This is a genomic window from Streptococcus mitis subsp. hohhotensis, assembly GCF_020089495.2.
Classification (GTDB): Bacteria; Bacillota; Bacilli; order Lactobacillales; family Streptococcaceae; genus Streptococcus; species Streptococcus hohhotensis.
On record NZ_JAIRCA020000002.1, the window covers coordinates 142,595 to 166,330 of the forward strand.

At 40.7% G+C, this 23,736-nt stretch carries 16 protein-coding genes, 1 tRNA gene and 1 pseudogene; 11 read left to right on the top strand and 7 right to left on the bottom strand.

What is annotated here, in order from left to right; genetic code table 11:
* Positions 1-5 precede the first annotated feature (5 nt).
* A complete protein-coding gene (locus K4Z77_RS01750) occupies positions 6-338 on the top strand; it encodes a putative DNA-binding protein (protein WP_000402066.1) in 333 nt (110 codons plus the stop codon).
* Positions 339-349: 11 nt separating this feature from the next.
* On the top strand, positions 350-1,921 hold the full coding sequence (gene ffh, locus K4Z77_RS01755) for a signal recognition particle protein (protein WP_224218250.1): 1,572 nt from the start codon (positions 350-352) through the stop codon (positions 1,919-1,921).
* Between the two features lie 96 nt (positions 1,922-2,017).
* Here the strand turns inward: ffh and K4Z77_RS01760 are convergent.
* The 4 genes and pseudogenes from K4Z77_RS01760 to K4Z77_RS01775 all read right to left on the bottom strand — a co-directional run.
* Positions 2,018-2,260: pseudogene (locus tag K4Z77_RS01760) on the bottom strand (uracil permease); the annotation flags it as partial.
* 49 nt (positions 2,261-2,309) lie between these two features.
* Positions 2,310-3,548 carry an NAD(P)H-dependent oxidoreductase gene (locus K4Z77_RS01765; protein WP_224218251.1) on the bottom strand — a complete coding sequence of 413 codons (1,239 nt, stop codon included), beginning with the start codon at positions 3,546-3,548 and terminating at the stop codon, positions 2,310-2,312.
* A gap of 18 nt (positions 3,549-3,566) precedes the next feature.
* Positions 3,567-4,172 carry an NADPH-dependent FMN reductase gene (locus tag K4Z77_RS01770; RefSeq protein ID WP_033677008.1) on the bottom strand — a complete coding sequence of 202 codons (606 nt, stop codon included), beginning with the start codon at positions 4,170-4,172 and terminating at the stop codon, positions 3,567-3,569.
* 59 nt (positions 4,173-4,231) lie between these two features.
* Complete coding sequence (locus K4Z77_RS01775) at positions 4,232-5,155, bottom strand: FAD:protein FMN transferase (RefSeq protein WP_224218252.1); 924 nt, start codon at positions 5,153-5,155, stop codon at positions 4,232-4,234.
* Positions 5,156-5,462: 307 nt separating this feature from the next.
* Here K4Z77_RS01775 and nox point away from each other — a divergent pair, with 307 nt between their 5' ends.
* From nox to pdxT, 3 genes are all read left to right on the top strand, one after another.
* Entirely contained in the window at positions 5,463-6,842 is a 1,380-nt protein-coding gene (gene nox, locus K4Z77_RS01780; protein WP_224218253.1) for a H2O-forming NADH oxidase, read from the top strand.
* Positions 6,843-6,993: 151 nt separating this feature from the next.
* A complete protein-coding gene (gene pdxS / locus K4Z77_RS01785; protein WP_000138517.1) occupies positions 6,994-7,869 on the top strand; it encodes a pyridoxal 5'-phosphate synthase lyase subunit PdxS in 876 nt (291 codons plus the stop codon).
* Positions 7,870-8,457, top strand: coding sequence for a pyridoxal 5'-phosphate synthase glutaminase subunit PdxT (gene pdxT / locus K4Z77_RS01790; RefSeq protein WP_224218254.1), 588 nt, complete (start codon positions 7,870-7,872; stop codon positions 8,455-8,457).
* Positions 8,458-9,064: 607 nt separating this feature from the next.
* On the opposite strand, the gene K4Z77_RS01795 is transcribed toward pdxT, so the two are convergent.
* A tRNA-Ser gene (locus tag K4Z77_RS01795) sits at positions 9,065-9,152 on the bottom strand.
* Positions 9,153-9,313: 161 nt separating this feature from the next.
* On the opposite strand from K4Z77_RS01795, the gene K4Z77_RS01800 reads away from it, so the two are divergent.
* The 4 genes from K4Z77_RS01800 to K4Z77_RS01815 all read left to right on the top strand — a co-directional run bounded on the left by K4Z77_RS01800 (position 9,314) and on the right by K4Z77_RS01815 (position 15,300).
* A complete protein-coding gene (locus K4Z77_RS01800; protein WP_224218255.1) occupies positions 9,314-10,054 on the top strand; it encodes a DeoR/GlpR family DNA-binding transcription regulator in 741 nt (246 codons plus the stop codon).
* A complete protein-coding gene (gene pfkB, locus K4Z77_RS01805) occupies positions 10,051-10,962 on the top strand; it encodes a 1-phosphofructokinase (RefSeq protein ID WP_224218256.1) in 912 nt (303 codons plus the stop codon). The genes K4Z77_RS01800 and pfkB overlap by 4 nt, the downstream gene beginning before the upstream one ends.
* Entirely contained in the window at positions 10,959-12,911 is a 1,953-nt protein-coding gene (locus tag K4Z77_RS01810; protein ID WP_224218257.1) for a PTS fructose transporter subunit IIABC, read from the top strand. The genes pfkB and K4Z77_RS01810 overlap by 4 nt, the downstream gene beginning before the upstream one ends.
* 85 nt (positions 12,912-12,996) lie before the next feature.
* The gene (locus tag K4Z77_RS01815; protein ID WP_343236526.1) at positions 12,997-15,300 is read left to right on the top strand and encodes a DNA translocase FtsK; all 2,304 of its coding nucleotides are present in this window, start codon (positions 12,997-12,999) and stop codon (positions 15,298-15,300) included.
* 541 nt (positions 15,301-15,841) lie between these two features.
* Here K4Z77_RS01815 and K4Z77_RS01820 read toward each other — a convergent pair.
* A complete protein-coding gene (locus K4Z77_RS01820) occupies positions 15,842-16,312 on the bottom strand; it encodes an arginine repressor (RefSeq protein WP_001043030.1) in 471 nt (156 codons plus the stop codon).
* 536 nt (positions 16,313-16,848) lie between these two features.
* Positions 16,849-19,122: a Xaa-Pro dipeptidyl-peptidase gene (locus tag K4Z77_RS01825; protein ID WP_224218259.1), complete on the bottom strand. Its 2,274-nt coding sequence runs from the start codon at positions 19,120-19,122 to the stop codon at positions 16,849-16,851.
* 379 nt (positions 19,123-19,501) lie between these two features.
* Here K4Z77_RS01825 and K4Z77_RS01830 point away from each other — a divergent pair, with 379 nt between their 5' ends.
* Both K4Z77_RS01830 and pfkA read left to right on the top strand, forming a co-directional pair.
* Positions 19,502-22,603: a DNA polymerase III subunit alpha gene (locus K4Z77_RS01830; RefSeq protein ID WP_224218260.1), complete on the top strand. Its 3,102-nt coding sequence runs from the start codon at positions 19,502-19,504 to the stop codon at positions 22,601-22,603.
* 81 nt (positions 22,604-22,684) lie between these two features.
* Complete coding sequence (pfkA, locus tag K4Z77_RS01835) at positions 22,685-23,692, top strand: 6-phosphofructokinase (RefSeq protein ID WP_000820862.1); 1,008 nt, start codon at positions 22,685-22,687, stop codon at positions 23,690-23,692.
* Positions 23,693-23,736 lie beyond the last annotated feature (44 nt).

Below are 23,736 nucleotides of genomic sequence, written 5' to 3' on the forward strand. Positions count from 1 at the left end.
AAGTTATGGAAATCGAAAAAACCAATCGTATGAATGCGCTCTTTGAATTTTATGCGGCGCTTTTGACAGACAAGCAAATGAACTACATAGAGCTTTACTACGCTGATGATTATAGTCTTGCTGAGATTGCCGAGGAGTTTGGTGTCAGTCGTCAGGCTGTCTATGATAATATCAAGCGGACAGAAAAGATTCTGGAAGATTATGAGATGAAATTGCACATGTATTCGGACTACATTGTCCGCAGTCAGATTTTTGATCAGATTTTGGAGCGCTATCCTAAGGATGACTTTCTGCAGGAGCAGATAGAAATTTTAACAAGCATTGATAATAGAGAATAAGAGGAAGAAAAATGGCATTTGAAAGTTTAACAGAACGTTTGCAAAACGTCTTTAAAAATCTACGTAAAAAAGGAAAAATCTCTGAATCTGATGTCCAAGAGGCAACCAAAGAAATTCGCTTGGCCTTGCTTGAGGCCGACGTTGCCTTGCCTGTTGTAAAGGACTTTATCAAGAAAGTTCGTGAGCGTGCAGTCGGGCATGAGGTCATTGATACCCTTAATCCTGCGCAACAAATTATTAAAATCGTTGATGAGGAACTGACAGCTGTTTTAGGTTCTGATACGGCAGAAATTATCAAGTCACCTAAGATTCCTACGATTATCATGATGGTCGGTTTGCAGGGGGCTGGTAAAACAACCTTTGCTGGTAAATTGGCCAACAAACTCAAGAAAGAAGAAAATGCTCGTCCTTTGATGATTGCGGCGGATATTTATCGTCCTGCTGCTATTGATCAGCTTAAGACCTTGGGACAACAGATTGATGTGCCTGTCTTCGCTCTTGGGACAGAGGTTCCAGCTGTGGAGATTGTTCGTCAAGGTTTGGAACAAGCCCAAGCCAATCACAACGATTATGTCTTGATTGATACGGCAGGTCGTTTGCAGATTGATGAGCTTTTGATGAATGAACTTCGTGACGTAAAAGAATTGGCTCAACCAAACGAAATTCTGCTCGTGGTTGATGCCATGATTGGTCAAGAAGCAGCCAATGTTGCACGTGAGTTCAATGCTCAGTTAGAAGTCACTGGGGTTATCCTTACCAAGATTGATGGGGATACTCGTGGTGGTGCGGCTCTATCGGTTCGTCACATCACTGGAAAACCAATCAAGTTCACTGGTACAGGTGAAAAGATTACGGACATTGAGACCTTCCACCCAGACCGTATGTCGAGCCGTATTCTTGGTATGGGAGATATGCTTACGTTGATTGAGAAAGCTTCTCAGGAATACGATGAGCAAAAAGCCCTTGAAATGGCTGAGAAGATGCGTGAAAACACCTTTGATTTCAATGATTTCATTGATCAGTTGGATCAGGTGCAAAACATGGGGCCGATGGAAGACTTGCTCAAGATGATTCCAGGTATGGCCAACAATCCAGCCCTTCAAAACATGAAGGTGGATGAGCGCCAGATTGCTCGTAAACGTGCCATTGTGTCTTCCATGACACCTGAAGAACGTGAAAATCCAGACTTGTTAAATCCAAGCCGTCGCCGTCGTATCGCTGCTGGTTCTGGAAATACCTTTGTCGAAGTTAATAAATTCATCAAGGACTTTAACCAGGCTAAACAGCTCATGCAGGGTGTCATGTCTGGGGATATGAACAAGATGATGAAGCAGATGGGAATCAATCCAAACAACCTTCCAAAAAATATGCCAAATATGGGAGGAATGGATCTGTCTGCCCTTGAAGGAATGATGGGACAAGGTGGCATGCCTGACCTGTCAGCTCTCGGAGGAGCAGGAATGCCAGATATGAGCCAGATGTTTGGTGGCGGACTAAAAGGTAAAATCGGTGAATTTGCCATGAAACAGTCCATGAAACGCATGGCGAATAAAATGAAAAAAGCGAAGAAGAAACGTAAGTAAGACAAAGGAAGGCCGCAGGGCTTTCCTTTTTTAGAAAGAAGAAAAATGAGCACTTCCGTAATTGGAAATGCTCGTTTTTTTGATGTATTTAGACTTTTAGTCTTTATTTTCGTATGGTAAGATCAAGTTCAAGATGATTCCTGTCATGGCTGATAGGGCAGTACCTGAAAGGGTAACTGGACCAAGTTTAAGGATAGCTCCTCCAAGTCCAAGTACCAACATAGCACTTGCGATGATTAGGTTACGCATTTGAGCGAAATCAACACGTTCTTTGATCAAGACTTTCAAACCGTTGCTGGCGATAACTCCATAGAGAAGGGTTGGCATCCCACCAAATACAGTTGATAAAGAGTCACTAAAAAAGGAACCATAACGGTTCCTAAAATTATTAATTACTTGCGCCAGATGTAGCGTCTGCGCCACCACCGTGACCTCCAGCATCACCTGAATCTGAAGCTCCAGATGTAGCATCTGCTCCACCATGTCCTCCAGCAGGAGCTGCAGCATTTCCACCAACTAGACGTTGACCAGTTGTATTGAGGTACCAGTCAAGCCATGGTTGGAAATTAAAGATGATTTCATTGATTCCAGCATATGAACCATCTGGATAGTACATTGCTTGGTAATTATGGGTATTAATAACGCCTTCTGGTGTTCCTGGCACAATTGTACGGACATATTCTTGATCCCCGTTACGCAATACGCCGACAACCCATTCAACGTTTTTCATTCTAGAATCTGGCAATGAACCGTGTACAGTTCCTAAACGGTTTCCTGATTGAGCACGTACACGTTTACCAAACATTGTATTTGGATCTTGGTGGGCGTTATTAAAGTACAAGAATTGGTTATTATCATCCGCATATGTCAACTCAAATGGCATTGCTTTCAAGAACATGTCAATTTGGTTAACTGTCAAGATACCATGGTCTAATTTAACGTAAGTATCTCCAGAAACAGCTCCAACAAGTTCAGCTGCTTTTTCTACCCATTCAGGATCGTCTGGATCAACACCTTGAATGGTAGTTGCAATTGAATTTGTACAATATAAATCTTCTGGTGCAATTGGTTTTGGTTTTTTCAATTTTGAAACGACTCCCACATATTTTACAAAGTTGTCCAAGCATGTTTCAAGGAAATTAATAGTTCCTTCATTTGTGATATTGCCCTCTGCGTCAAATGCTTCTTTGGCTTTACCAAGAAGGAATTCGTTACCTGGAAGCGTATAGGCATTAACACCTGGAGCGTCAAGAATCTTACGAAGGTGAACTTGGGCACGAGAAGTACCTTGGTCATAGTAAGAAGCTCCAACAATCATGACTGGTTTGTTTTCAAATGGATGAACCTCATATGAAAGCCATTCAAGAACAGATTTTAGAGAAGCTGAGATTGTGTGGTTGTGCTCAGGAGTAGCGATAATGACACCATCAGCACGCGTAATTCTGTTATACAAGAGACGCAATTGGAAGCTTTCGTCCCATTTTTCGTCTTGGTTAAACATTGGAACTTCATCAATTTCGAGGACTTCTAATTCAAATTTGAGTTTGAAGTGACGACGGATGAATTCCAAGAGTTTACGGTTATATGATTGATCGTAGTTTGATCCTACAAGTCCAACAAATTTCATTCTTTTTGGTCTCCTATCTTACAAATTTTCCCAGTCAAAGTCTTCAGCATCTTTGCGAAGTAGGGCTTGTGCGTTGCGCAATTTTTCTGTAATTTTTACAAAGATACGGAAGTCGTCAAAAGTGGCATCCAGTTTTTTAATAACATCAAGATCTACTAGATCTCCACTTGGGTTAAAGGCTTGAAGAGAATGTGAAAGCAAGAATTCATCAGGAAGGACACTTGCTTTGATTTCTGGAGCATTCAAGATTTGGCGAAGTTGCATTTGAGCACGTGATGAACCGAGTGTACCGTAAGAAGCACCTGTAATCATGATTGGTTTATTCAAGAGTGGGTAAATACCATAAGACAACCAAGCAAGAGCGCTCATCAAAACAGCTGGGATAGAGTGGTCGTACTCAGGAGTACCGATAATAACGCCATCTGCCTCTTCAATTTTAGCAGCAATTTCTAAAATTTCAGCAGGTACTTGCTTGTCAGCTGGTTTGTTAAAGACAGGAATGTCTTTGATTTCAACAAGTTCAATTTCAGCTTTATCAGCAAAGTGTTTTTGCATGTATTGAAGCAATTGACGGTTTGTAGAACGTTTTGAATTTGTTCCAACAATAGCAATAAGTTTTAACATGAGATTTCCTTTCTCTTTTTACATAATACGATTTTAAAACTCCATTGAAACAGTTGTCTCTATAGAGTAGGAATTCCTGAAGAACAACTTAGGTGGCCTTCCTTATCAATCAGAATCGCTTCGATTCCCTCCAAACTTTCGACTTGCCAAAGGATAGAAGCAGGTCTTTCTCCAAATAAACGAGTTGTCCAGATTTCACCATCGACTGATTTATCAGAGATGATTGTGAGACTTGCTAGTTCCGTTTCAACAGGATATCCTGTTTGGCTGTCAAAAATATGATGGTAATCTTTTCCATCGACTGTCAGGTGACGTTCATAAATGCCTGAAGTTACGACAGATTGATTGACAACGGGGATGGTCATTAAGTGATTTCCCCGAGGATTGGCTGGGTCTTGAATCCCGATTTGCCAAGGCTGATTTCCTCTTGCCTGATTTTTTCCAATGGTCAGGATATTCCCTCCCAGATTAATCAAGGCAGATGTCACTCCCTCTTCTCTCAGAAATTGGGCAACTTTATCTGCACTATAACCCTTGGCTAAACAACCAAGATCGATCTTCATTCCTTTCTGTTTCAAGAATACAGTGGAAGTAGAAGAATCTAACTCGATATAATGAGGATTGATTAAAGGAAGTACCGATTCAATTTTTTGAGGTTGTGCGACCTTGGCATCCGAAAAACCGATGCGCCAGGTTTGAATTAAGGGACCAATACTGATGTTGAGATGGCTAGAGGGCGCTAGGCTATGCTCTAAACCAAGTGAAATCAGTTCAAACAGGTCTGGATGAACTTTGACAGGAGCTATTCCAGCTTGATAATTGATTTCCATCAACTCAGATTCTTGGCTATTGGCATTGAAGCGGTATTCGAGCTCTCTGAGTAAATCAAAGGATTTTTGGAGCAAGCTATCTGCTCGCTCATCCACTAATGAAATAGTGATAGTGGTTCCCATTAGGCGTTCAGAATGTGAACTAAGAGGCAAGTTACCAACTCCTTTCTCTTATGAAAAGAAGGTTGAAATATAGTAAATTTATGAAAAATGAACCCCTTACATTTTCTTTCCATGATACTAGCATACCATAAAGTCAGCGTTTTCACAAATAAAATTTGTAAACTTGTCAAGAAATATGCTCAGAAAATAAAGAGTAATTGTAAGAAAGGCTGATAAAATACAGATTATTTACATTTTTTTACAAAAAAATCGGGAAAATTAGCTAAACTCTTGTAAACGCTAACAGTAAATGTTATACTAGAAGAGTAAATTTAAAATTGAAGGTAGGAATTTTTCTATGAGTAAAATCGTTGTAGTTGGTGCTAACCACGCTGGTACAGCATGTATTAATACTATGTTGGATAATTTTGGGAATGAGAACGAAATCGTTGTATTTGACCAAAACTCTAACATCTCTTTCCTAGGATGTGGAATGGCTCTCTGGATTGGGGAACAAATTGACGGTGCTGAAGGCTTGTTCTATTCTGATAAAGAAAAATTGGAAGCTAAAGGTGCCAAAGTTTACATGAACTCACCTGTTCTTTCAATCGACTATGATAATAAAGTAGTTACAGCAGAAGTTGAAGGAAAAGAGCACAAAGAATCATACGAAAAATTGATTTTCGCTACAGGTTCTACACCAATCTTGCCACCAATCGAAGGTGTTGAAATTGTTAAAGGAAACCGCGAATTTAAAGCAACTCTTGAAAACGTACAATTCGTGAAATTGTACCAAAACGCTGAAGAAGTGATTCACAAATTGGCTGACAAGAGCCAACACCTCGACCGTATCGCTGTTGTTGGTGGTGGTTACATCGGTGTTGAACTGGCTGAAGCCTTTGAACGTCTTGGAAAAGAAGTTGTCCTTGTCGACATCGTTGATACTGTCTTGAATGGTTACTATGACAAAGACTTCACACAAATGATGGCGAAGAATTTGGAAGACCACAATATCCGCTTGGCTCTTGGTCAAACTGTTAAAGCAATCGAAGGTGACGGTAAAGTTGAACGCTTGATTACGGATAAAGAAACTTTCGATGTGGACATGGTTATCCTTGCAGTTGGTTTCCGTCCAAACACAGCCCTTGCTGATGGTAAGATTGAACTCTTCCGCAACGGTGCCTTCCTTGTAGACAAGAAACAAGAAACATCTATCCCAGGCGTTTACGCAGTAGGTGACTGTGCGACTGTTTATGACAACGCTCGTAAAGACACTAGCTACATCGCTCTTGCTTCAAACGCTGTTCGTACTGGTATCGTTGGTGCATATAACGCATGTGGACATGAATTGGAAGGAATCGGTGTTCAAGGTTCAAACGGTATCTCTATCTACGGTCTTCACATGGTTTCAACTGGTTTGACTCTTGAAAAAGCGAAAGCTGCTGGTTACAATGCAACTGAAACAGGCTTTAACGATCTTCAAAAACCAGAATTCATGAAACATGATAACCATGAAGTTGCGATTAAGATTGTCTTTGACAAAGATAGCCGTGAAATTCTTGGTGCCCAAATGGTTTCACACGATTCTGCAATCAGCATGGGAATTCACATGTTCTCACTTGCTATCCAAGAACATGTAACAATTGATAAATTGGCATTGACAGACCTCTTCTTCTTGCCACACTTCAACAAACCATACAACTACATCACAATGGCTGCACTTACAGCTGAAAAATAAAAATGAATGAGCTATCTGGCCTTAAGTTGAGGTCAGATAGTTTTTTAGATAATCTGTCCCCATACAATTACGTTTTTTTTATCTTGTGATTCATTCTAATCTAACTTAAAATGAAATGGTAGCTACCAATACAAATGATGAGGAAAAAGAAATGACTGAAAATCGTTATGAACTAAATAAAAACTTGGCACAGATGCTTAAGGGCGGAGTTATCATGGACGTTCAGAACCCTGAACAGGCTCGTATTGCAGAGGCTGCTGGTGCGGCAGCTGTTATGGCCTTGGAGCGGATTCCAGCTGATATTCGTGCAGCTGGTGGAGTTTCCCGTATGAGTGATCCAAAGATGATTAAGGAAATCCAAGAAGCAGTTAGTATTCCAGTAATGGCCAAGGTCAGAATCGGGCATTTTGTTGAAGCTCAAATTTTAGAGGCTATTGAAATTGATTATATCGATGAGAGTGAAGTTCTATCTCCAGCTGATGACCGTTTCCATGTGGACAAGAAAGAATTCCAAGTTCCTTTTGTCTGTGGAGCTAAGGACTTGGGTGAAGCCTTGCGTCGTATCGCTGAAGGTGCTTCTATGATTCGTACAAAAGGAGAACCAGGTACAGGAGATATTGTCCAAGCTGTTCGCCATATGCGTATGATGAATCAGGAAATTCGCCGCATTCAAAATCTACGTGAGGACGAACTTTATGTTGCTGCTAAGGACTTGCAAGTCCCTGTAGAATTGGTTCAATACGTTCATGAACATGGGAAATTGCCAGTTGTAAACTTCGCTGCTGGAGGAGTTGCAACGCCAGCAGATGCAGCGCTGATGATGCAATTAGGGGCAGAGGGGGTCTTTGTCGGTTCAGGTATTTTCAAGTCAGGAGATCCTGTTAAACGAGCGAGCGCCATTGTTAAGGCTGTGACTAACTTCCGAAATCCTCAAATCCTAGCTCAAATCTCTGAAGATTTAGGAGAAGCCATGGTTGGTATCAATGAAAATGAAATCCAAATTCTCATGGCAGAGCGAGGAAAATAGATGAAAATCGGAATATTGGCCTTGCAAGGTGCCTTTGCAGAACATGCAAAAGTGCTGGATCAATTAGGTGTCGAGAGTGTTGAAATCAGAAATTTAGAGGATTTTCAGAAATCTCAGAGTGACTTGTCGGGTTTGATTTTGCCTGGTGGTGAGTCTACAACCATGGGCAAGCTCTTACGTGATCAGAACATGCTGATTCCCATTCGAGAAGCCATTCTATCTGGTTTACCAGCCTTTGGAACCTGTGCAGGCTTAATTTTGCTGGCTAAGGAAATTACTTCTCAGGACGAGAGTCATCTTGGAACTATGAATATGGTGGTCGAGCGAAATGCCTATGGGCGCCAATTAGGAAGTTTCTATACGGAAGCAGAATGTAAGGGAGTTGGTAGTATTCCAATGACCTTTATCCGTGGTCCAATTATCAGCAGTGTTGGAGAAGGTGTAGAAATTCTAGCAAGAGTTGACGATCAAATCGTTGCAGCCCAAGAAAAAAATATGTTGGTAACTTCTTTTCATCCAGAATTGACTGATGATGTGCGCTTGCACAAGTACTTTATAAATATGTGTGACAAAAAGATAGTGGAATAAAAAGTGATAAATCAAGTTTCGATTCGCTTTTTCCAAAGAATCATTTTTTAAGTCATCTGACAGTATTCTGTGATGTTAGATTTATTTACGATAAATTAGAAAAGAATGATTGTTTTGACTTAGCGCATACAGCTTATATGCTGAATATGGTGTTCAAGTATCTTTTATTGAAAGCACTTTAGAGGATGGAGTTAAAATACTATTCTATACTCCTTAATACTCTTCGAAAATCTCTTCAAACCACGTCAGCTTCACCTTGCCGTAGGTATGGTTACTGACTTCGTCAGTTCTATCCACAACCTCAAAACTGTGTTTTGAGCTGACTTCGTCAGTTTCATCTACAACCTCAAAGCTGTACCTTGAGCAACCTGCGGTTAGCTTCCTATTTTGCTCTTTGATTTTCGTTGAGTATAAAAATGATGTATAGGACTGGTCAAAAAGATCACTTCGAAAATAGCAAAAAACGAGGCTGGGGAAAAGTCTTTAAAATCAAAAAAACGCATAATATCAGGTGTTGAAAAAACTTGATACTATGCATTTTTTTGTGGGAAGATTTACTTCATTTTCTACTGAAATTGAGTTTTGCCCAGCTTCTGGTAATTCTCTACGGAAGACATGGGATTCGAACCCACGCACGCTATTACACGCCTACCGCGTTTCCAACACGGCCTCTTAAGCCTCTTGAGTAATCTTCCAATACTTACTCAAATAGTCTACCATAAAGATACTTATCTTGCAATAAAAATTCTGAAAATAAGAAAAATGATAGAATTTGAAAGAAAATGATAAAAAATGCTTGACTTTGAAATAAAGTATGATAGAATGAATAGTGTAAACGATAACAGGAGGTGATTCAGTGTTAAAAACAGAGCGGAAGCAACTGATTTTAGAGGAGTTAAATCAACATCATGTAGTTTCTCTAGAAAAATTAGTTAGTTTGTTAGAGACCTCAGAATCAACGGTTCGAAGAGACTTGGATGAATTGGAAGCAGAAAACAAGCTTCGTCGCGTGCATGGTGGAGCAGAATTGCCCCATTCCTTGCAGGAAGAAGAAACCATTCAAGAAAAATCTGTCAAAAACCTTCAAGAGAAGAAGTTACTTGCTCAGAAAGCAGCCTCTCTCATCAAGGAACAAGATGTCATCTTTATCGATGCTGGAACAACGACAGCCTTTTTGATTCATGAATTGGTTAATAAAAATGTCACAGTCGTGACCAATTCGATTCACCATGCCGCTCAGTTGGTTGAAAATCAGATTCCAACTGTCATGGTTGGAGGAAGTGTCAAGATGGCAACAGATGCTAGCATCGGGGGCGTTGCTCTTAACCAGATTAACCAATTGCACTTTGACCGTGCCTTTATCGGGATGAATGGTGTGGACGATGGCTATTATACGACTCCTGATATGGAGGAGGGAGCTGTGAAGCGTGCTATTTTAGAGAATGCCAAACAGACCTATGTCTTGGTGGATTCGTCTAAGATTGGACAAACTTGCTTTGCCAAGGTAGCACCACTCAAACGTGCTATTGTTATCACAAGTCAAGGGCATGAGCTCTTGCAGGCTATTAAGGAGAAAACGGAGGTAATAGAAGTATGATTTATACAGTCACACTCAATCCATCCATTGACTATATCGTGCGCTTGGACCAAGTTCAAGTCGGTAGTGTCAATCGTATGGACAGTGATGATAAGTTTGCTGGTGGGAAAGGAATCAATGTCAGTCGTGTCTTGAAACGTTTGGATATTCCCAATACAGCAACTGGATTTATCGGAGGTTTTACTGGTAAATTTATCACAGATACTTTGGCAGAGGAAGAAATCGAGACGCGTTTTGTCCAAGTGGCAGAAGATACTCGTATCAATGTCAAGATTAAAGCGGACCAAGAAACAGAAATCAACGGAACGGGCCCAACTGTTGAACCGGATCAGCTAGAAGAATTGAAAGCTATTTTATCTAGTTTGACTGCAGAAGATACAGTTGTATTTGCTGGTTCAAGTGCTAAAAATCTAGGCAACGTCATCTACAAGGATTTGATTGCCTTGACACGCCAGACTGGTGCGCAAGTGGTTTGTGACTTTGAAGGACAGACCTTGATTGATAGTTTGGACTATCAGCCACTCTTGGTCAAACCAAATAATCACGAGCTTGGAGCGATTTTTGGGGTTAAACTCGAAAGTTTAGAGAAAATTGAGAAATACGCTCGTCAGTTACTGGCTAAAGGAGCTCAAAACGTCATTATCTCTATGGCTGGTGACGGTGCCCTTCTTGTCACATCTGAGGGAGCTTACTTCGCAAAACCTATCAAGGGAACAGTCAAAAATTCAGTTGGTGCTGGTGACTCTATGGTTGCTGGATTTACCGGTGAATTTGTCAAATCAAAAGATGCAGTAGAAGCCTTCAAATGGGGAGTTGCTTGTGGAACAGCAACGACATTCTCAGATGACTTGGCAACAGCAGAATTTATTAAAGAAACATATGAAAAAGTTGAGGTAGAAAAACGATGAAAATTCAAGACCTATTGAGAAAAGATGTTATGTTGCTGGATTTGCAGGCAACTGAAAAAACAGCTGTCATTGAAGAGATGATTAAAAGTTTGATAGACCACGGTTATGTAACAGATTTTGAAACATTTAAAGAAGGAATTTTGGCGCGTGAAGCTCTCACTTCTACTGGTTTGGGTGACGGAATCGCAATGCCTCACAGCAAAAATGCTGCTGTCAAAGAAGCGACAGTTCTATTTGCCAAGTCAAATAAGGGTGTTGACTATGAGAGTTTGGGTGGACAAGCAACTGATCTATTCTTCATGATTGCAGCTCCAGAAGGTGCCAATGACACTCACTTAGCAGCTTTGGCAGAATTGTCTCAATACTTGATGAAAGACGGATTTGCTGACAAACTTCGTCAAGCAACATCAGCTGATCAAATAATCGAACTTTTTGACCAAGCTTCAGAAAAAGCTGAGGAGCCAGTTCAAGCACCTGTCAATGAATCTGGTGACTTTGTTGTAGCTGTTACAGCTTGTACAACAGGTATTGCCCACACTTACATGGCCCAAGAAGCTCTTCAAAAAGTGGCTACTGAAATGGGTGTTGGAATTAAGGTCGAAACCAACGGTGCTAGTGGTGTTGGTAACCAACTAACTGCGGAAGACATTCGTAAGGCTAAAGCTGTTATCATCGCAGCAGACAAGGCTGTTGAAATGGATCGTTTCGATGGCAAACCATTGATCAATCGTCCAGTTGCTGACGGTATCCGTAAGACAGAAGAATTGATTAACTTGGCTCTTTCTGGAGATGCTGAAGTCTACCGTGCTGCTAATGGAGCAAAAGATGCAACAGCCTCTAACGAAAAACAAAGCCTTGGTGGTGCCTTCTACAAACACTTGATGAGTGGTGTATCTCAAATGTTACCATTCGTTATTGGTGGTGGTATCATGATTGCCCTTGCTTTCTTGATTGATGGTGCTTTGGGTGTTCCAAATGAAAACCTTGGAAGTCTTGGTTCTTACCATGAGCTAGCTTCTATGTTCATGAAAATTGGTGGTGCAGCCTTTGGCTTGATGCTTCCAGTCTTTGCAGGTTATGTTGCCTACTCTATCGCTGAAAAACCAGGTTTGGTAGCAGGTTTCGTGGCTGGTGCTATTGCCAAAGAAGGTTTTGCCTTTGGTAAAATCCCTTATGCCGCAGGTGGTGAAGCAACTTCAACTCTTGCAGGTGTCTCATCTGGTTTCCTAGGTGCCCTTGTAGGTGGATTTATCGCAGGTGCTTTGGTTCTTGCTATCAAGAAATACGTTAAAGTTCCACGTTCACTTGAAGGTGCTAAATCAATTCTTCTCTTGCCATTTCTTGGAACAATCTTGACTGGATTTGTTATGCTAGCTGTTAACATCCCAATGGCAGCAATCAACACTGCTATGAATGACTTCCTAGGCGGTCTTGGAGGAGGTTCAGCTGTCCTTCTTGGTATCGTCCTTGGTGGAATGATGGCTGTTGACATGGGTGGACCAGTTAACAAAGCTGCCTATGTATTTGGTACAGGTACGCTTGCAGCAACTGTTTCTTCAGGTGGTTCTGTAGCCATGGCAGCAGTTATGGCTGGAGGAATGGTGCCACCACTTGCAATCTTTGTCGCAACTCTTCTTTTCAAAGATAAATTTACTAAGGAAGAACGCAACTCTGGTTTAACAAACATCATCATGGGCTTGTCATTTATCACTGAGGGAGCAATTCCATTTGGTGCCGCTGACCCAGCTCGTGCGATCCCAAGTTTCATCCTTGGTTCAGCAGTAGCAGGTGGCCTCGTTGGTCTTACTGGTATCAAACTCATGGCGCCACACGGAGGAATCTTCGTTATCGCCCTTACTTCAAATGCTCTCCTTTACCTCGTTTCTGTCTTGGTAGGAGCAATCGTAAGTGGTGTGGTCTATGGTTACCTACGCAAACCACAAGCATAAAAAATAGAAAAATGAAAAGATTGGACCGTTTGGTGCAGTCTTTTTCTCTTTCCGAAATGCCTGTGAAATATGGTATAATAGAAGAATGGCAAACAAGAATACAAGTAAAACAAGACGGAGACCGTCTAAAGCAGAACTCGAAAGAAAAGAAGCGATTCAACGAATGTTGATTTCGTTGGGAATCGCACTTTTATTGATTTTCGCAGCCTTTAAATTAGGGGCTGCAGGTATAACCCTTTACAATTTAATTCGCTTGCTGGTGGGTAGCCTAGCTTATCTGGCAATAGTTGGTATCCTGCTCTACCTCTTCTTTTTCAAGTGGATACGAAAACAGGAAGGGCTCCTATCTGGATTTTTCACCATATTTGCAGGTTTGCTCTTGATTTTTGAGGCCTACTTGGTTTGGAAATATGGTTTGGATAAGTCGGTATTAAAAGGTACCATGGCTCAGGTTGTGACGGATCTGACTGGTTTTCGAACGACCAGTTTTGCTGGAGGGGGCTTGATTGGTGTCGCTCTTTATATTCCAACCGCCTTTCTCTTTTCAAATATCAGCACTTACTTTATTGGTTCTATCTTGATTTTAGTGGGTGCCCTCCTAGTCAGTCCTTGGTCTGTTTACGATATTGCTGAATTTTTCAGTAGAGGATTTGCCAAATGGCGGGAAGGTCATGAGCGTCGAAAAGAAGAACGCTTTGTCAAACAAGAAGAAAAAGCTCGTCAAAAGGCTGAGGAAGAGGCTAGATTAGAACAAGAAGAGGCTGAAAAAGCCTTACTCGATTTGCCTCCTATTGATATGGAAACGGGTGAAATTCTGACAGCAGATGTTGTACTTGACGCTCCACCTTTTCCAGAAGAAGACTGGGTGGAACCAGAAATCATCCTGCCTCAACCAGAGCTTGAATTCCCTGAACAAGAAGATGGCTCTGATGATGAAGATGTACAGGTTGATTTTTCAGCCAAGGAAGCCCTTGAATATAAACTTCCAAGTTTACAACTCTTTGCCCCAGATAAACCCAAAGACCAGTCTAAAGAGAAGAAAATCGTTCGGGAAAATATCAAAATCCTAGAAGAAACCTTTGCTAGCTTTGGTATCAAGGTAACGGTTGAACGAGCCGAAATTGGGCCATCAGTGACCAAGTATGAAGTTAAGCCAGCAGTAGGTGTAAGGGTTAACCGCATTTCCAATCTAGCAGATGACCTCGCTCTAGCCTTGGCTGCTAAGGATGTCCGAATCGAAGCACCTATCCCAGGGAAATCTTTAGTGGGAATTGAGGTACCTAACTCTGAGATTGCGACTGTGTCCTTCCGCGAACTATGGGAACAATCTCAAACAAAAGCAGAAAATCTCTTGGAAATTCCTCTAGGAAAGGCGGTTAATGGCACCGCAAGGGCTTTTGATCTTTCCAAAATGCCCCACTTGCTAGTTGCAGGTTCAACGGGTTCAGGGAAGTCGGTCGCCGTTAACGGCATTATCGCCAGCATTCTCATGAAAGCGAGACCAGACCAAGTTAAGTTTATGATGGTCGATCCCAAGATGGTTGAGTTGTCTGTTTACAATGACATTCCTCATCTCTTGATTCCAGTTGTGACCAATCCACGCAAGGCCAGCAAGGCTTTGCAAAAGGTTGTGGATGAAATGGAAAATCGTTATGAACTCTTTGCCAAGGTAGGAGTCCGTAATATTGCAGGCTTTAATGCCAAGGTAGAAGAGTTCAATGCCCAGTCTGAGTACAAGCAGGTTCCCCTACCGCTTATTGTCGTGATTGTGGATGAGTTGGCGGATCTTATGATGGTAGCCAGCAAGGAAGTGGAAGATGCTATCATTCGCCTTGGACAGAAGGCGCGTGCTGCAGGTATCCACATGATTCTTGCAACCCAGCGTCCATCCGTTGATGTCATCTCTGGGTTGATTAAGGCCAATGTTCCTTCTCGTGTCGCTTTCGCGGTTTCATCAGGGACAGACTCCCGTACTATTTTAGATGAAAATGGAGCTGAGAAACTGCTTGGACGTGGAGATATGCTCTTTAAACCAATCGATGAAAATCATCCAGTTCGTCTCCAAGGCTCCTTTATTTCGGATGATGATGTTGAACGCATCGTAAACTTCATCAAGGCTCAGGCTGATGCGGACTACGATGAGAGTTTTGATCCGGGAGAAGTTTCTGAAAATGACGGAGAATTTTCAGATGGTGAATCTGGTGGAGATCCGCTTTTTGAAGAAGCCAAGGCTCTAGTTATTGAGACCCAGAAAGCTAGCGCATCTATGATTCAGCGACGTTTATCAGTTGGATTTAACCGTGCGACCCGTCTCATGGAAGAGCTTGAGATGGCAGGTGTCATTGGTCCAGCTGAAGGTACCAAGCCAAGAAAAGTTTTACAACAATAAATTTCTCTCTTATATGGAAATGTGAACCTGACGTGATTTGAAGAGATTTTTGAAGCGGATTATCTATGATGTATAATTAATTGAATCTAAAATAGTACGAAACGACTTTTAAAGCATGAAATTGATTTGAATTCCCTAATAAATTTGTTCACATTTTATTTAAACACTATATCAAGCTGAAACAGGTTTAGAATTTCTTTTAGATATATGCAGACTCCCCCTATAGTTTCTAGTGAATATTTGTTTTTCACTAGAAACTATAAGGGGAGCTTTTGTACTCATGTATGAGATAGATTTCTCTTTTTTGTTTTATTAAAACTCAATGAAAATCAAAGAGCAAACTAGGAAGCTAGCCGCAGGCTGTACTTGAGTACGGTAAGGTGACGCTGACGTGGTTTGAATTTGATTTTCGAAGAGTATAAAACTGCATAGCTTACTTTTCAGCAGGAATCAGCTATTGTATTCGATAGATGTTAGCTGACATCAATTCACTACTGTTTAAAATTTTGAGAGTTCTGCAGTTTTTGAGTTCAGTTTCTGTTTATTCACCAAAGAAAAATGGTGGGGCGAACCGTTTTAGCTCTTCAAAGCAATGTTGGGCTGCCTCTACATCTTCACAGATGACAAGGCAGACATCATCACCACAGAGGGTAGCGATAGCGTCAGGGAAACTCAAAGCATCAATGATAGAACCAAATGATTGAGCCAGTCCAGGAAGGGTTTTTAGTAGAACTTGATGTTGAACTGGGCGCATCAAGACAAGGGCATCTTCCATGTAGAGCTCAAGACGTTTTTCCCATTTTGAGATAGAGCCTGTATTGAGCACATAGTAAGAGTTATCTTCTTCTCGTACTTTTGAGAGGTTCATACTTTTAATATCCCTCGAAAGTGTAGCTTGTGTAACTTGAATATCATTATCAGCAAGAAGAGCTTGTAGCTCAGCTTGAGTATGAATCTTGTTTTTCGTTACAAGAGCTCGTATGAGTTGGTGTCGGTGTTCAGATTTATTCATAATAATTTAACTCCTTTTTTAGTAAGGTATTGTAAGTGTGGACTGATCAAAATCGTCAGCCGGGTGGTAAGCGGTATTGTCACTTATGAAGATTTGAAAGTCAGTAGTAATTTAGAACGATACGGAGAGAATCTCCTGCGTTTAACTTGTCACTAGTTGGATGCAGATGAATGAGAAATTTATTTGTTCATCTACATCGTTGTTCTCTACTAACAGTAAATCATTAAATTAGGGTATCCTTTTGTCACGGCTTGTTGTGAATTTACACTAAATGGCAATTCACAGAGATTGTCCAACATGTAGTGTGGTATCGTGTAGTTTAGAGGGTTACACATGTTGGTTAGGGGGGAGTAGCTTCTCTCCTAACTCCATCTGTAGACTTATCCTAAGTCCATCTTGGGATTGAATTTGATACGAAGTTTATATTTAGTTTGACTGTTCAAATGGAAATCATGGATTATAGGAAGGTCAATGGGTCTTGGAGTGACCTTGTTCTTGGAATTCTTCCATATCGAAAGTCTGATATATTATACCTTTTAACAAGGTATGATAAGAGTAGACTGTTCAAGATCGACAGTCAAGTGGTAGTCGGTATTGTCACGGATTGTGATTTCAAAGTCAGTCGTATAGAGGACCAAACGAAGAGTATCTCCTTCTTTTAACTTGTAAATAGTAGGTTGTAGTTCAAATTGAACATCCATCCATTCATCTGCAGTAATATCCTCTACTAACAGTAAATCATTTCTATTTTGTAAATTGAGGTAACCTTTTGTCACGACTCGTTGTGCATCTGGTCTAAATGGTAATTCACAGAGATTTTCCAACATGTGGTAGCGTCCGTTGTCAATGGTTCTAGCACTTAAAACAGCTGGATAAGGTTGTAGGTATTTCTTTTGCCCAAATTCTAGCAGTTGGGCAGATAAGAGCCCCTTGTTTGTATTGGATTTGATACGAAGATTGAGCTGAGCGCGACCGTTCAGGTGGAGATCTTTGGTCACAGGAAGGTCAATAGTAATTTGATTGGCTTTCCCTTGATAGAGTTCCGTATTGAAGGTTTGGTATGTCTTACCATAACGCTCAAAATCCTTATTTGAGTACTGGTTTTGAATGACCTGTTCTTCTTGACCGAGTGAGAAGGTTTCAAAGTTTTCTTGCTCACCAAAGTTACCAAGAGATAACCAAGTCTGAGGAGCGGTATTGTTCTGCCAGATAACAGTAGGAAGTTGGTAATCCGTTTCCTGTCCCAGTAATTTCTTAGTCAACAAAGCATTCATGGACTCACGGAAGTCAATGGACTGCCAGTTGTTCATGTACACATGGGCACCATTATGGAAAAAGAGGTGCTTGTTTATATGAGTAGGTAGAGCATGGAACATCTGGTAAACATGAAGTGGTTTGACATTCCAATCCTGAGAACCATGGGTAAAGACAACCTCTGCCTTTACTTTGTCAGCATTGAGCAGATAGTTGCGGTCATGCCAAAACTGATTGTAGTCGCCAGTCTTGCGATCCAGTTGCTCTTTTACTTTTTCTAAGTCAGCTTGGTGAGCTTCATTGCCACGGATATAGTCGCCAGCCAAGAGATTACGAGAATAGGTTAACTCAGCAAGGGAGTCAAAGTCCTCACCTGGATAGCCACCTGGGCTAGTCACCAGACCGTTTTCACGGTAGTAGTTGTACCATGAGGAAATGCCAGCCTCGGCAATGATGACTTCTAAACCATCGACACCTGTAGTCGCCAGACCATTGGACATGGTACCTAGATAAGAAAGTCCAGTTGTGGCTACTTTTCCATTTGACCAGTCAGCTTTGACTTGACGCTGGCGCGTATGGTCGGTAAAGGCACGGCAACGGCCATTAAGCCAATTGATGACATCTTTATAAGCCTCAATTTGTTGGTAGTCGCCATTAGTCATGAAACCAGTAGAGTCTTTAGTACCAACACCTGAAACATAGAGATTGGCAAAGCCTCGTGGGAGGAAGTAGTCGTTGAGTGTATAGCTAGAGTTGATGTGGCTTAGCTTTTCCTCAGCTTCTGACACAAGCTCAGCTTGGCCTTGAGGTTGGACGAGATTTAGTTGAGGTTCCTCTAATTCGATCTTATGAGCAGGTTTAACCTCAAGATCGCCCTCCATCTTGTAGAGAGCCTTGTCACTAGCCTTGTCATTGGTTCCCTGATGATAAGGACTGGCTGTCATGATGGCAGGGATTTGCCCCTCATAACGTGGACGAATAATGCTGACCTTGACTAGGTCTGGTAGCCCTTTTTGGTCAGTATCGACACGAGACTCAACGTAAACGACTTCACGAATGACATCATGGCTAGAAAAAGTTGCCAAACTCTTGCCGTTAAAGTAGTGGTAGTCGTTATCCTCCGGAATAAGACCATCACTAACAAGTTGGTCGATAAGAGTATTTCCCTTTTTGGTGCGAGTATTGAGTAACTGATAGAGATTTTCAATCAAGTCACCGTATACAATAGGAAATCCAGTCTCTTTACGAAAAGCTTCACTGTCTTCGAAGTCAACCAAATAAGAAAAGCCTAAAAGTTGAAAAGCAACAGTATAAAAAATATCTGCTGTCAGTTCATCTTCTGATTGAAAAAATGTTAGCAGGTCTGTTTTTTTATCAGCTGCTAGGATGGAAAGTGGGTAGTTGGTGTCTTGATAAGTGAAAAAGAAACGACTTAGAAAAGATTCCAACATCTTTTTATTTGTTGACTCAGATGGAAAATCAAATCCATACTTTTTTAATTCATATAAAATAGTATCTCTTGGAAGTGATAAATAGCTGAATTGATTAAAGCGCATAAAACCTCCTTGTAAAATAATAATTAAGGTTATTATATCAAAAAAATAGGAGAAAGGGAATCATTAAGTGAGAAAGAAATTAATTAAAGAATAATGAATATTATTTATATGAAAAACAGGTACAACTCTATAGTTCAAAACAAGTTATAATAGTAAATAGATTAACTGGATGTATCTTTCTGTTTTAAAAGATATATTCACTTCTTGGGATAAAAAAGTAAAAAAATTACCGGATCATTTGATTCTTTAAATGTATTTTTGCTTTTTTCATTCAAAAAATTTTACTTTAAGGATAAAATAGAGATAGGAGTCATTGCTTTTGTCTTTCTCTTTTTGAAAATGGTATAATATAGTGAGAAGGATAGAGGAGAAGTGTAAATTGATCGCACAACTAGATACAAAAACAGTCTATAGTTTTATGGAGAGCGTCATTTCGATTGAAAAGTATGTGAGAGCAGCTAAAGAATTCGGCTACACTCATCTGGCTATGATGGATATTGATAATCTTTATGGTGCTTTTGACTTTCTAGAGGTTACAAAAAAATATGGCATTCATCCTTTGCTAGGGCTTGAAATGACTGTATTTGTGGATGCTCAGGAAGTGAATCTGCGCTTTTTAGCTCTATCTAGTGTGGGCTATCAGCAGTTGATGAAACTTTCAACAGCCAAGATGCAGGGGGAGAAAAATTGGTCAGTTTTATCTCAGTACCTGGAGGATATCGCGGTAATTGTGCCTTATTTTGAAGAGCTTGAATCACTAAATCTAGGCTGTGATTACTATATAGGGGTTTACCCAGAAACACTGGCCAGCGAATTTTATCGTCCTATTTTGCCACTTTATCGGGTCAATGCTTTTGAAAGCAGGGATAGAGAAGTTCTGCAAGTCTTAACAGCGATTAAAGAAAATCTACCACTTAGAGAAGTTCCCTTGCGCTCACGACAAGATGTCCTTATATCAGCAAGTTCTTTAGAGAAACTATTCCAAGAACGTTTTCCTCAAGCCTTGGAAAACTTAGAAAAGCTAATTTCAGGTATTTATTATGACTTGGATACTAGTTTAAAATTACCTCGTTTTAATCCAGCTAGACCAGCAGTGGAAGAATTGAGAGAACGTGCTGAATTGGGGCTTGCTCAGAAGGGGTTAACTGGTAAAGAATATCAAGGCCGTCTAGACCAAGAATTGGCTGTTATTCATGATATGGGCTTTGACGATTATTTCTTGGTTGTCTGGGATTTGCTGCGTTTTGGACGTTCGAATGGCTATTATATGGGTATGGGACGGGGTTCTGCAGTTGGTAGCTTGGTTTCCTATGCCTTAGATATCACAGGGATTGACCCAGTAGAGAAAAATCTGATTTTTGAACGCTTTCTCAATCGTGAACGCTATACTATGCCTGATATTGATATCGATATTCCTGATATTTATCGTCCAGATTTTATCAGATATGTTGGCAATAAATATGGTAGTAAACATGCTGCACAAATCGTTACTTTTTCAACCTTTGGAGCAAAGCAGGCCTTGCGAGATGTTTTGAAACGCTATGGTGTACCAGAGTATGAATTATCTGCAATTACCAAGAAAATCAGTTTTCGTGACAATCTCAAGTCGGCTTATGAGGGTAACCTCCAGTTTCGTCAGCAAATCAATAGTAAGTTAGAATACCAAAAAGCCTTTGACATTGCTTGCAAGATAGAGGGCTATCCAAGACAAACCTCTGTCCATGCGGCTGGTGTTGTGATCAGTGACCAAGATTTGACTGACTACATTCCTCTAAAGCATGGAGATGAAATTCCACTGACTCAGTATGATGCTCATGGAGTTGAAGCAAGTGGACTTTTAAAGATGGACTTTCTGGGACTACGAAATTTGACCTTTGTCCAGAAGATGCAAGAATTGCTTGCTGAAACAGAAGGGATTCATCTGAAAATAGAAGAAATCGATTTGGAAGACAAAGAAACGTTAGCTTTATTTGCTTCTGGGAATACAAAAGGTATCTTTCAATTTGAACAACCTGGTGCTATTCGCCTGCTTAAACGTGTTCAACCAGTCTGCTTTGAAGATGTCGTAGCGACTACTTCACTAAATCGACCAGGAGCTAGTGATTATATCAATAATTTTGTGGCAAGAAAGCATGGCCAGGAAGAAGTGACGGTTCTGGATCCAGTACTGGAGGATATTTTGGCTCCAACCTACGGCATTATGCTTTATCAGGAGCAGGTTATGCAGGTTGCTCAGCGTTTTGCTGGATTTAGTCTTGGGAAAGCCGATATTTTGCGCCGAGCTATGGGGAAAAAGGATGCCTCTGCCATGCATGAGATGAGGGCTTCTTTTATTCAAGGGGCATTAGAAGCTGACCATACTGCGGAAAAGGCAGAGCAGGTCTTTGATGTCATGGAGAAGTTTGCAGGTTATGGGTTTAACCGATCTCACGCCTATGCCTACTCAGCCTTGGCCTTCCAGTTGGCTTATTTCAAAACACATTATCCAGCTATTTTTTATCAGGTCATGTTGAATTCTGCCAACAGTGATTACTTAATAGATGCACTTGAAGCAGGCTTTGAAGTAGCACCGTTGTCTATCAATACTATTCCCTATCACGATAAAATTGCCAACAAGTCTATCTATCTAGGTTTGAAATCGATTAAGGGGCTCAGCAAAGATTTGGCGCTTTGGATTATCGAACATCGACCCTATTCTAACATCGAAGATTTTTTAGCTAAACTACCTGAGAATTATTTGAAACTTCCTTTGCTGGAACCTTTGGTAAAAGTTGGTCTTTTCGATTCATTTGAAAAAAATCGTCAAAAAGTATTTAATAATTTAGTTAATCTATTTGAATTTGTAAAAGAGTTAGGAAGTTTGTTTGGAGATACTATTTATAGTTGGCAGGAATCGGAAGATTGGACAGATCAAGAAAAATTCTATATGGAACAAGAGCTTTTAGGGATAGGCGTCAGCAAACATCCTCTACAAACTATCGCAAGTAAGGCTATTTACCCGATTACCCCAATTGGGGATTTGTCAGAAAATAGCTACGCTATTATTTTGGTTGAAGTTCAGAAGATAAAAGTAATTCGTACCAAAAAGGGCGAAAACATGGCATTTTTACAGGTAGATGACAGTAAGAAAAAATTGGATGTCACTCTCTTTTCAGACTTATATCGTCAGGTTGGGCAGGAAATAAAAGAGGGAGCCTTCTACTATATAAAAGGAAAAATCCAGTCACGTGATGGCCGTCTGCAAATGATTGCACAAGAAATAAGAGAAGCAGTTGCTGAACGCTTTTGGATACAGGTAAAAAATCATGAATCGGATCAAGAAATTTCACGTATTTTAGACCAATATAAAGGTTCAATCCCAGTCATCATCAGGTATGAAGAGGAACAGAAAACAATCGTTTCTCCCCATCATTTTGTAGCTAAATCCAATGAATTAGAAGCGAAATTGAATGAAATGGTTATGAAAACGATTTATCGCTAAAAATACGGAAAATAGAAGAATTTTAAAATCAAATGTGGTATAATCAATAAGAATGTTAAAAGAAAAAGGAGCATAACCAATATGAAACGTATTGCTGTTTTGACTAGTGGTGGAGACGCCCCTGGTATGAACGCTGCTATCCGCGCAGTTGTTCGTCAAGCAATTTCAGAAGGAATGGAAGTTTTTGGTATCTATGATGGATATGCTGGTATGGTTGCTGGTGAAATTCATCCCCTAGATGCAGCTTCAGTAGGAGACATCATTTCTCGTGGTGGTACTTTCCTTCACTCAGCTCGCTATCCAGAGTTCGCTCAACTTGAAGGGCAACTTAAAGGGATTGAGCAATTGAAAAAACACGGGATTGAAGGTGTAGTTGTTATCGGTGGTGACGGATCTTACCACGGCGCTATGCGTTTGACTGAACATGGCTTCCCAGCTATCGGTCTTCCAGGTACAATCGATAACGATATCGTTGGTACTGACTTTACAATCGGTTTTGACACAGCGGTTACAACTGCTATGGATGCTATCGATAAGATTCGTGATACATCATCAAGTCACCGTCGTACTTTTGTTATTGAAGTTATGGGACGTAACGCTGGTGATATCGCTCTTTGGGCTGGTATTGCAACTGGTGCTGATGAAATCATCATTCCTGAAGAAGGATTCAAGATTGAAGATATTGTAGAAAGCATTAAATGTGGTTATGAGTGTGGTAAAAAACACAATATCATCGTCTTGGCAGAAGGTGTGATGTCAGCAGCTGAATTTGGTAAAAAACTAAAAGAAGCTGGGGATACAAGCGACCTTCGTGTGACAGAACTTGGACATATTCAACGTGGTGGTTCTCCAACTGCGCGTGACCGTGTATTGGCGTCACGTATGGGTGCGCATGCTGTTAAACTTCTTAAAGAAGGTATCGGTGGTGTTGCGGTTGGTATCCGTAACGAAAAAATGGTTGAAAATCCAATTCTTGGTACGGCAGAAGAAGGAGCATTGTTTAGCCTTACTGCAGAAGGTAAGATTGTGGTTAACAACCCACACAAAGCCGACATTGAGCTATCTAGCTTGAATAAGAGCTTGTCATAATTTACAATTTAGTTAATAAGACCAAAAAGGTCATATATATAAAG

Coding starts and splice junctions, on each gene's coding strand:
- K4Z77_RS01810 (WP_224218257.1), top strand. CDS start 10,959: ATGAAAATTCAAGACCTATTGAGAAAAGATGTTATGTTGCTGGATTTG.
- pdxT (WP_224218254.1), top strand. CDS start 7,870: ATGAAAATCGGAATATTGGCCTTGCAAGGTGCCTTTGCAGAACATGCA.
- K4Z77_RS01765 (WP_224218251.1), bottom strand. CDS start 3,548: ATGAAATTTGTTGGACTTGTAGGATCAAACTACGATCAATCATATAAC.
- nox (WP_224218253.1), top strand. CDS start 5,463: ATGAGTAAAATCGTTGTAGTTGGTGCTAACCACGCTGGTACAGCATGT.
- K4Z77_RS01770 (WP_033677008.1), bottom strand. CDS start 4,172: ATGTTAAAACTTATTGCTATTGTTGGAACAAATTCAAAACGTTCTACA.
- ffh (WP_224218250.1), top strand. CDS start 350: ATGGCATTTGAAAGTTTAACAGAACGTTTGCAAAACGTCTTTAAAAAT.
- K4Z77_RS01825 (WP_224218259.1), bottom strand. CDS start 19,122: ATGCGCTTTAATCAATTCAGCTATTTATCACTTCCAAGAGATACTATT.
- K4Z77_RS01820 (WP_001043030.1), bottom strand. CDS start 16,312: ATGAATAAATCTGAACACCGACACCAACTCATACGAGCTCTTGTAACG.
- K4Z77_RS01750 (WP_000402066.1), top strand. CDS start 6: ATGGAAATCGAAAAAACCAATCGTATGAATGCGCTCTTTGAATTTTAT.
- pdxS (WP_000138517.1), top strand. CDS start 6,994: ATGACTGAAAATCGTTATGAACTAAATAAAAACTTGGCACAGATGCTT.
- pfkB (WP_224218256.1), top strand. CDS start 10,051: ATGATTTATACAGTCACACTCAATCCATCCATTGACTATATCGTGCGC.
- pfkA (WP_000820862.1), top strand. CDS start 22,685: ATGAAACGTATTGCTGTTTTGACTAGTGGTGGAGACGCCCCTGGTATG.
- K4Z77_RS01815 (WP_343236526.1), top strand. CDS start 12,997: ATGGCAAACAAGAATACAAGTAAAACAAGACGGAGACCGTCTAAAGCA.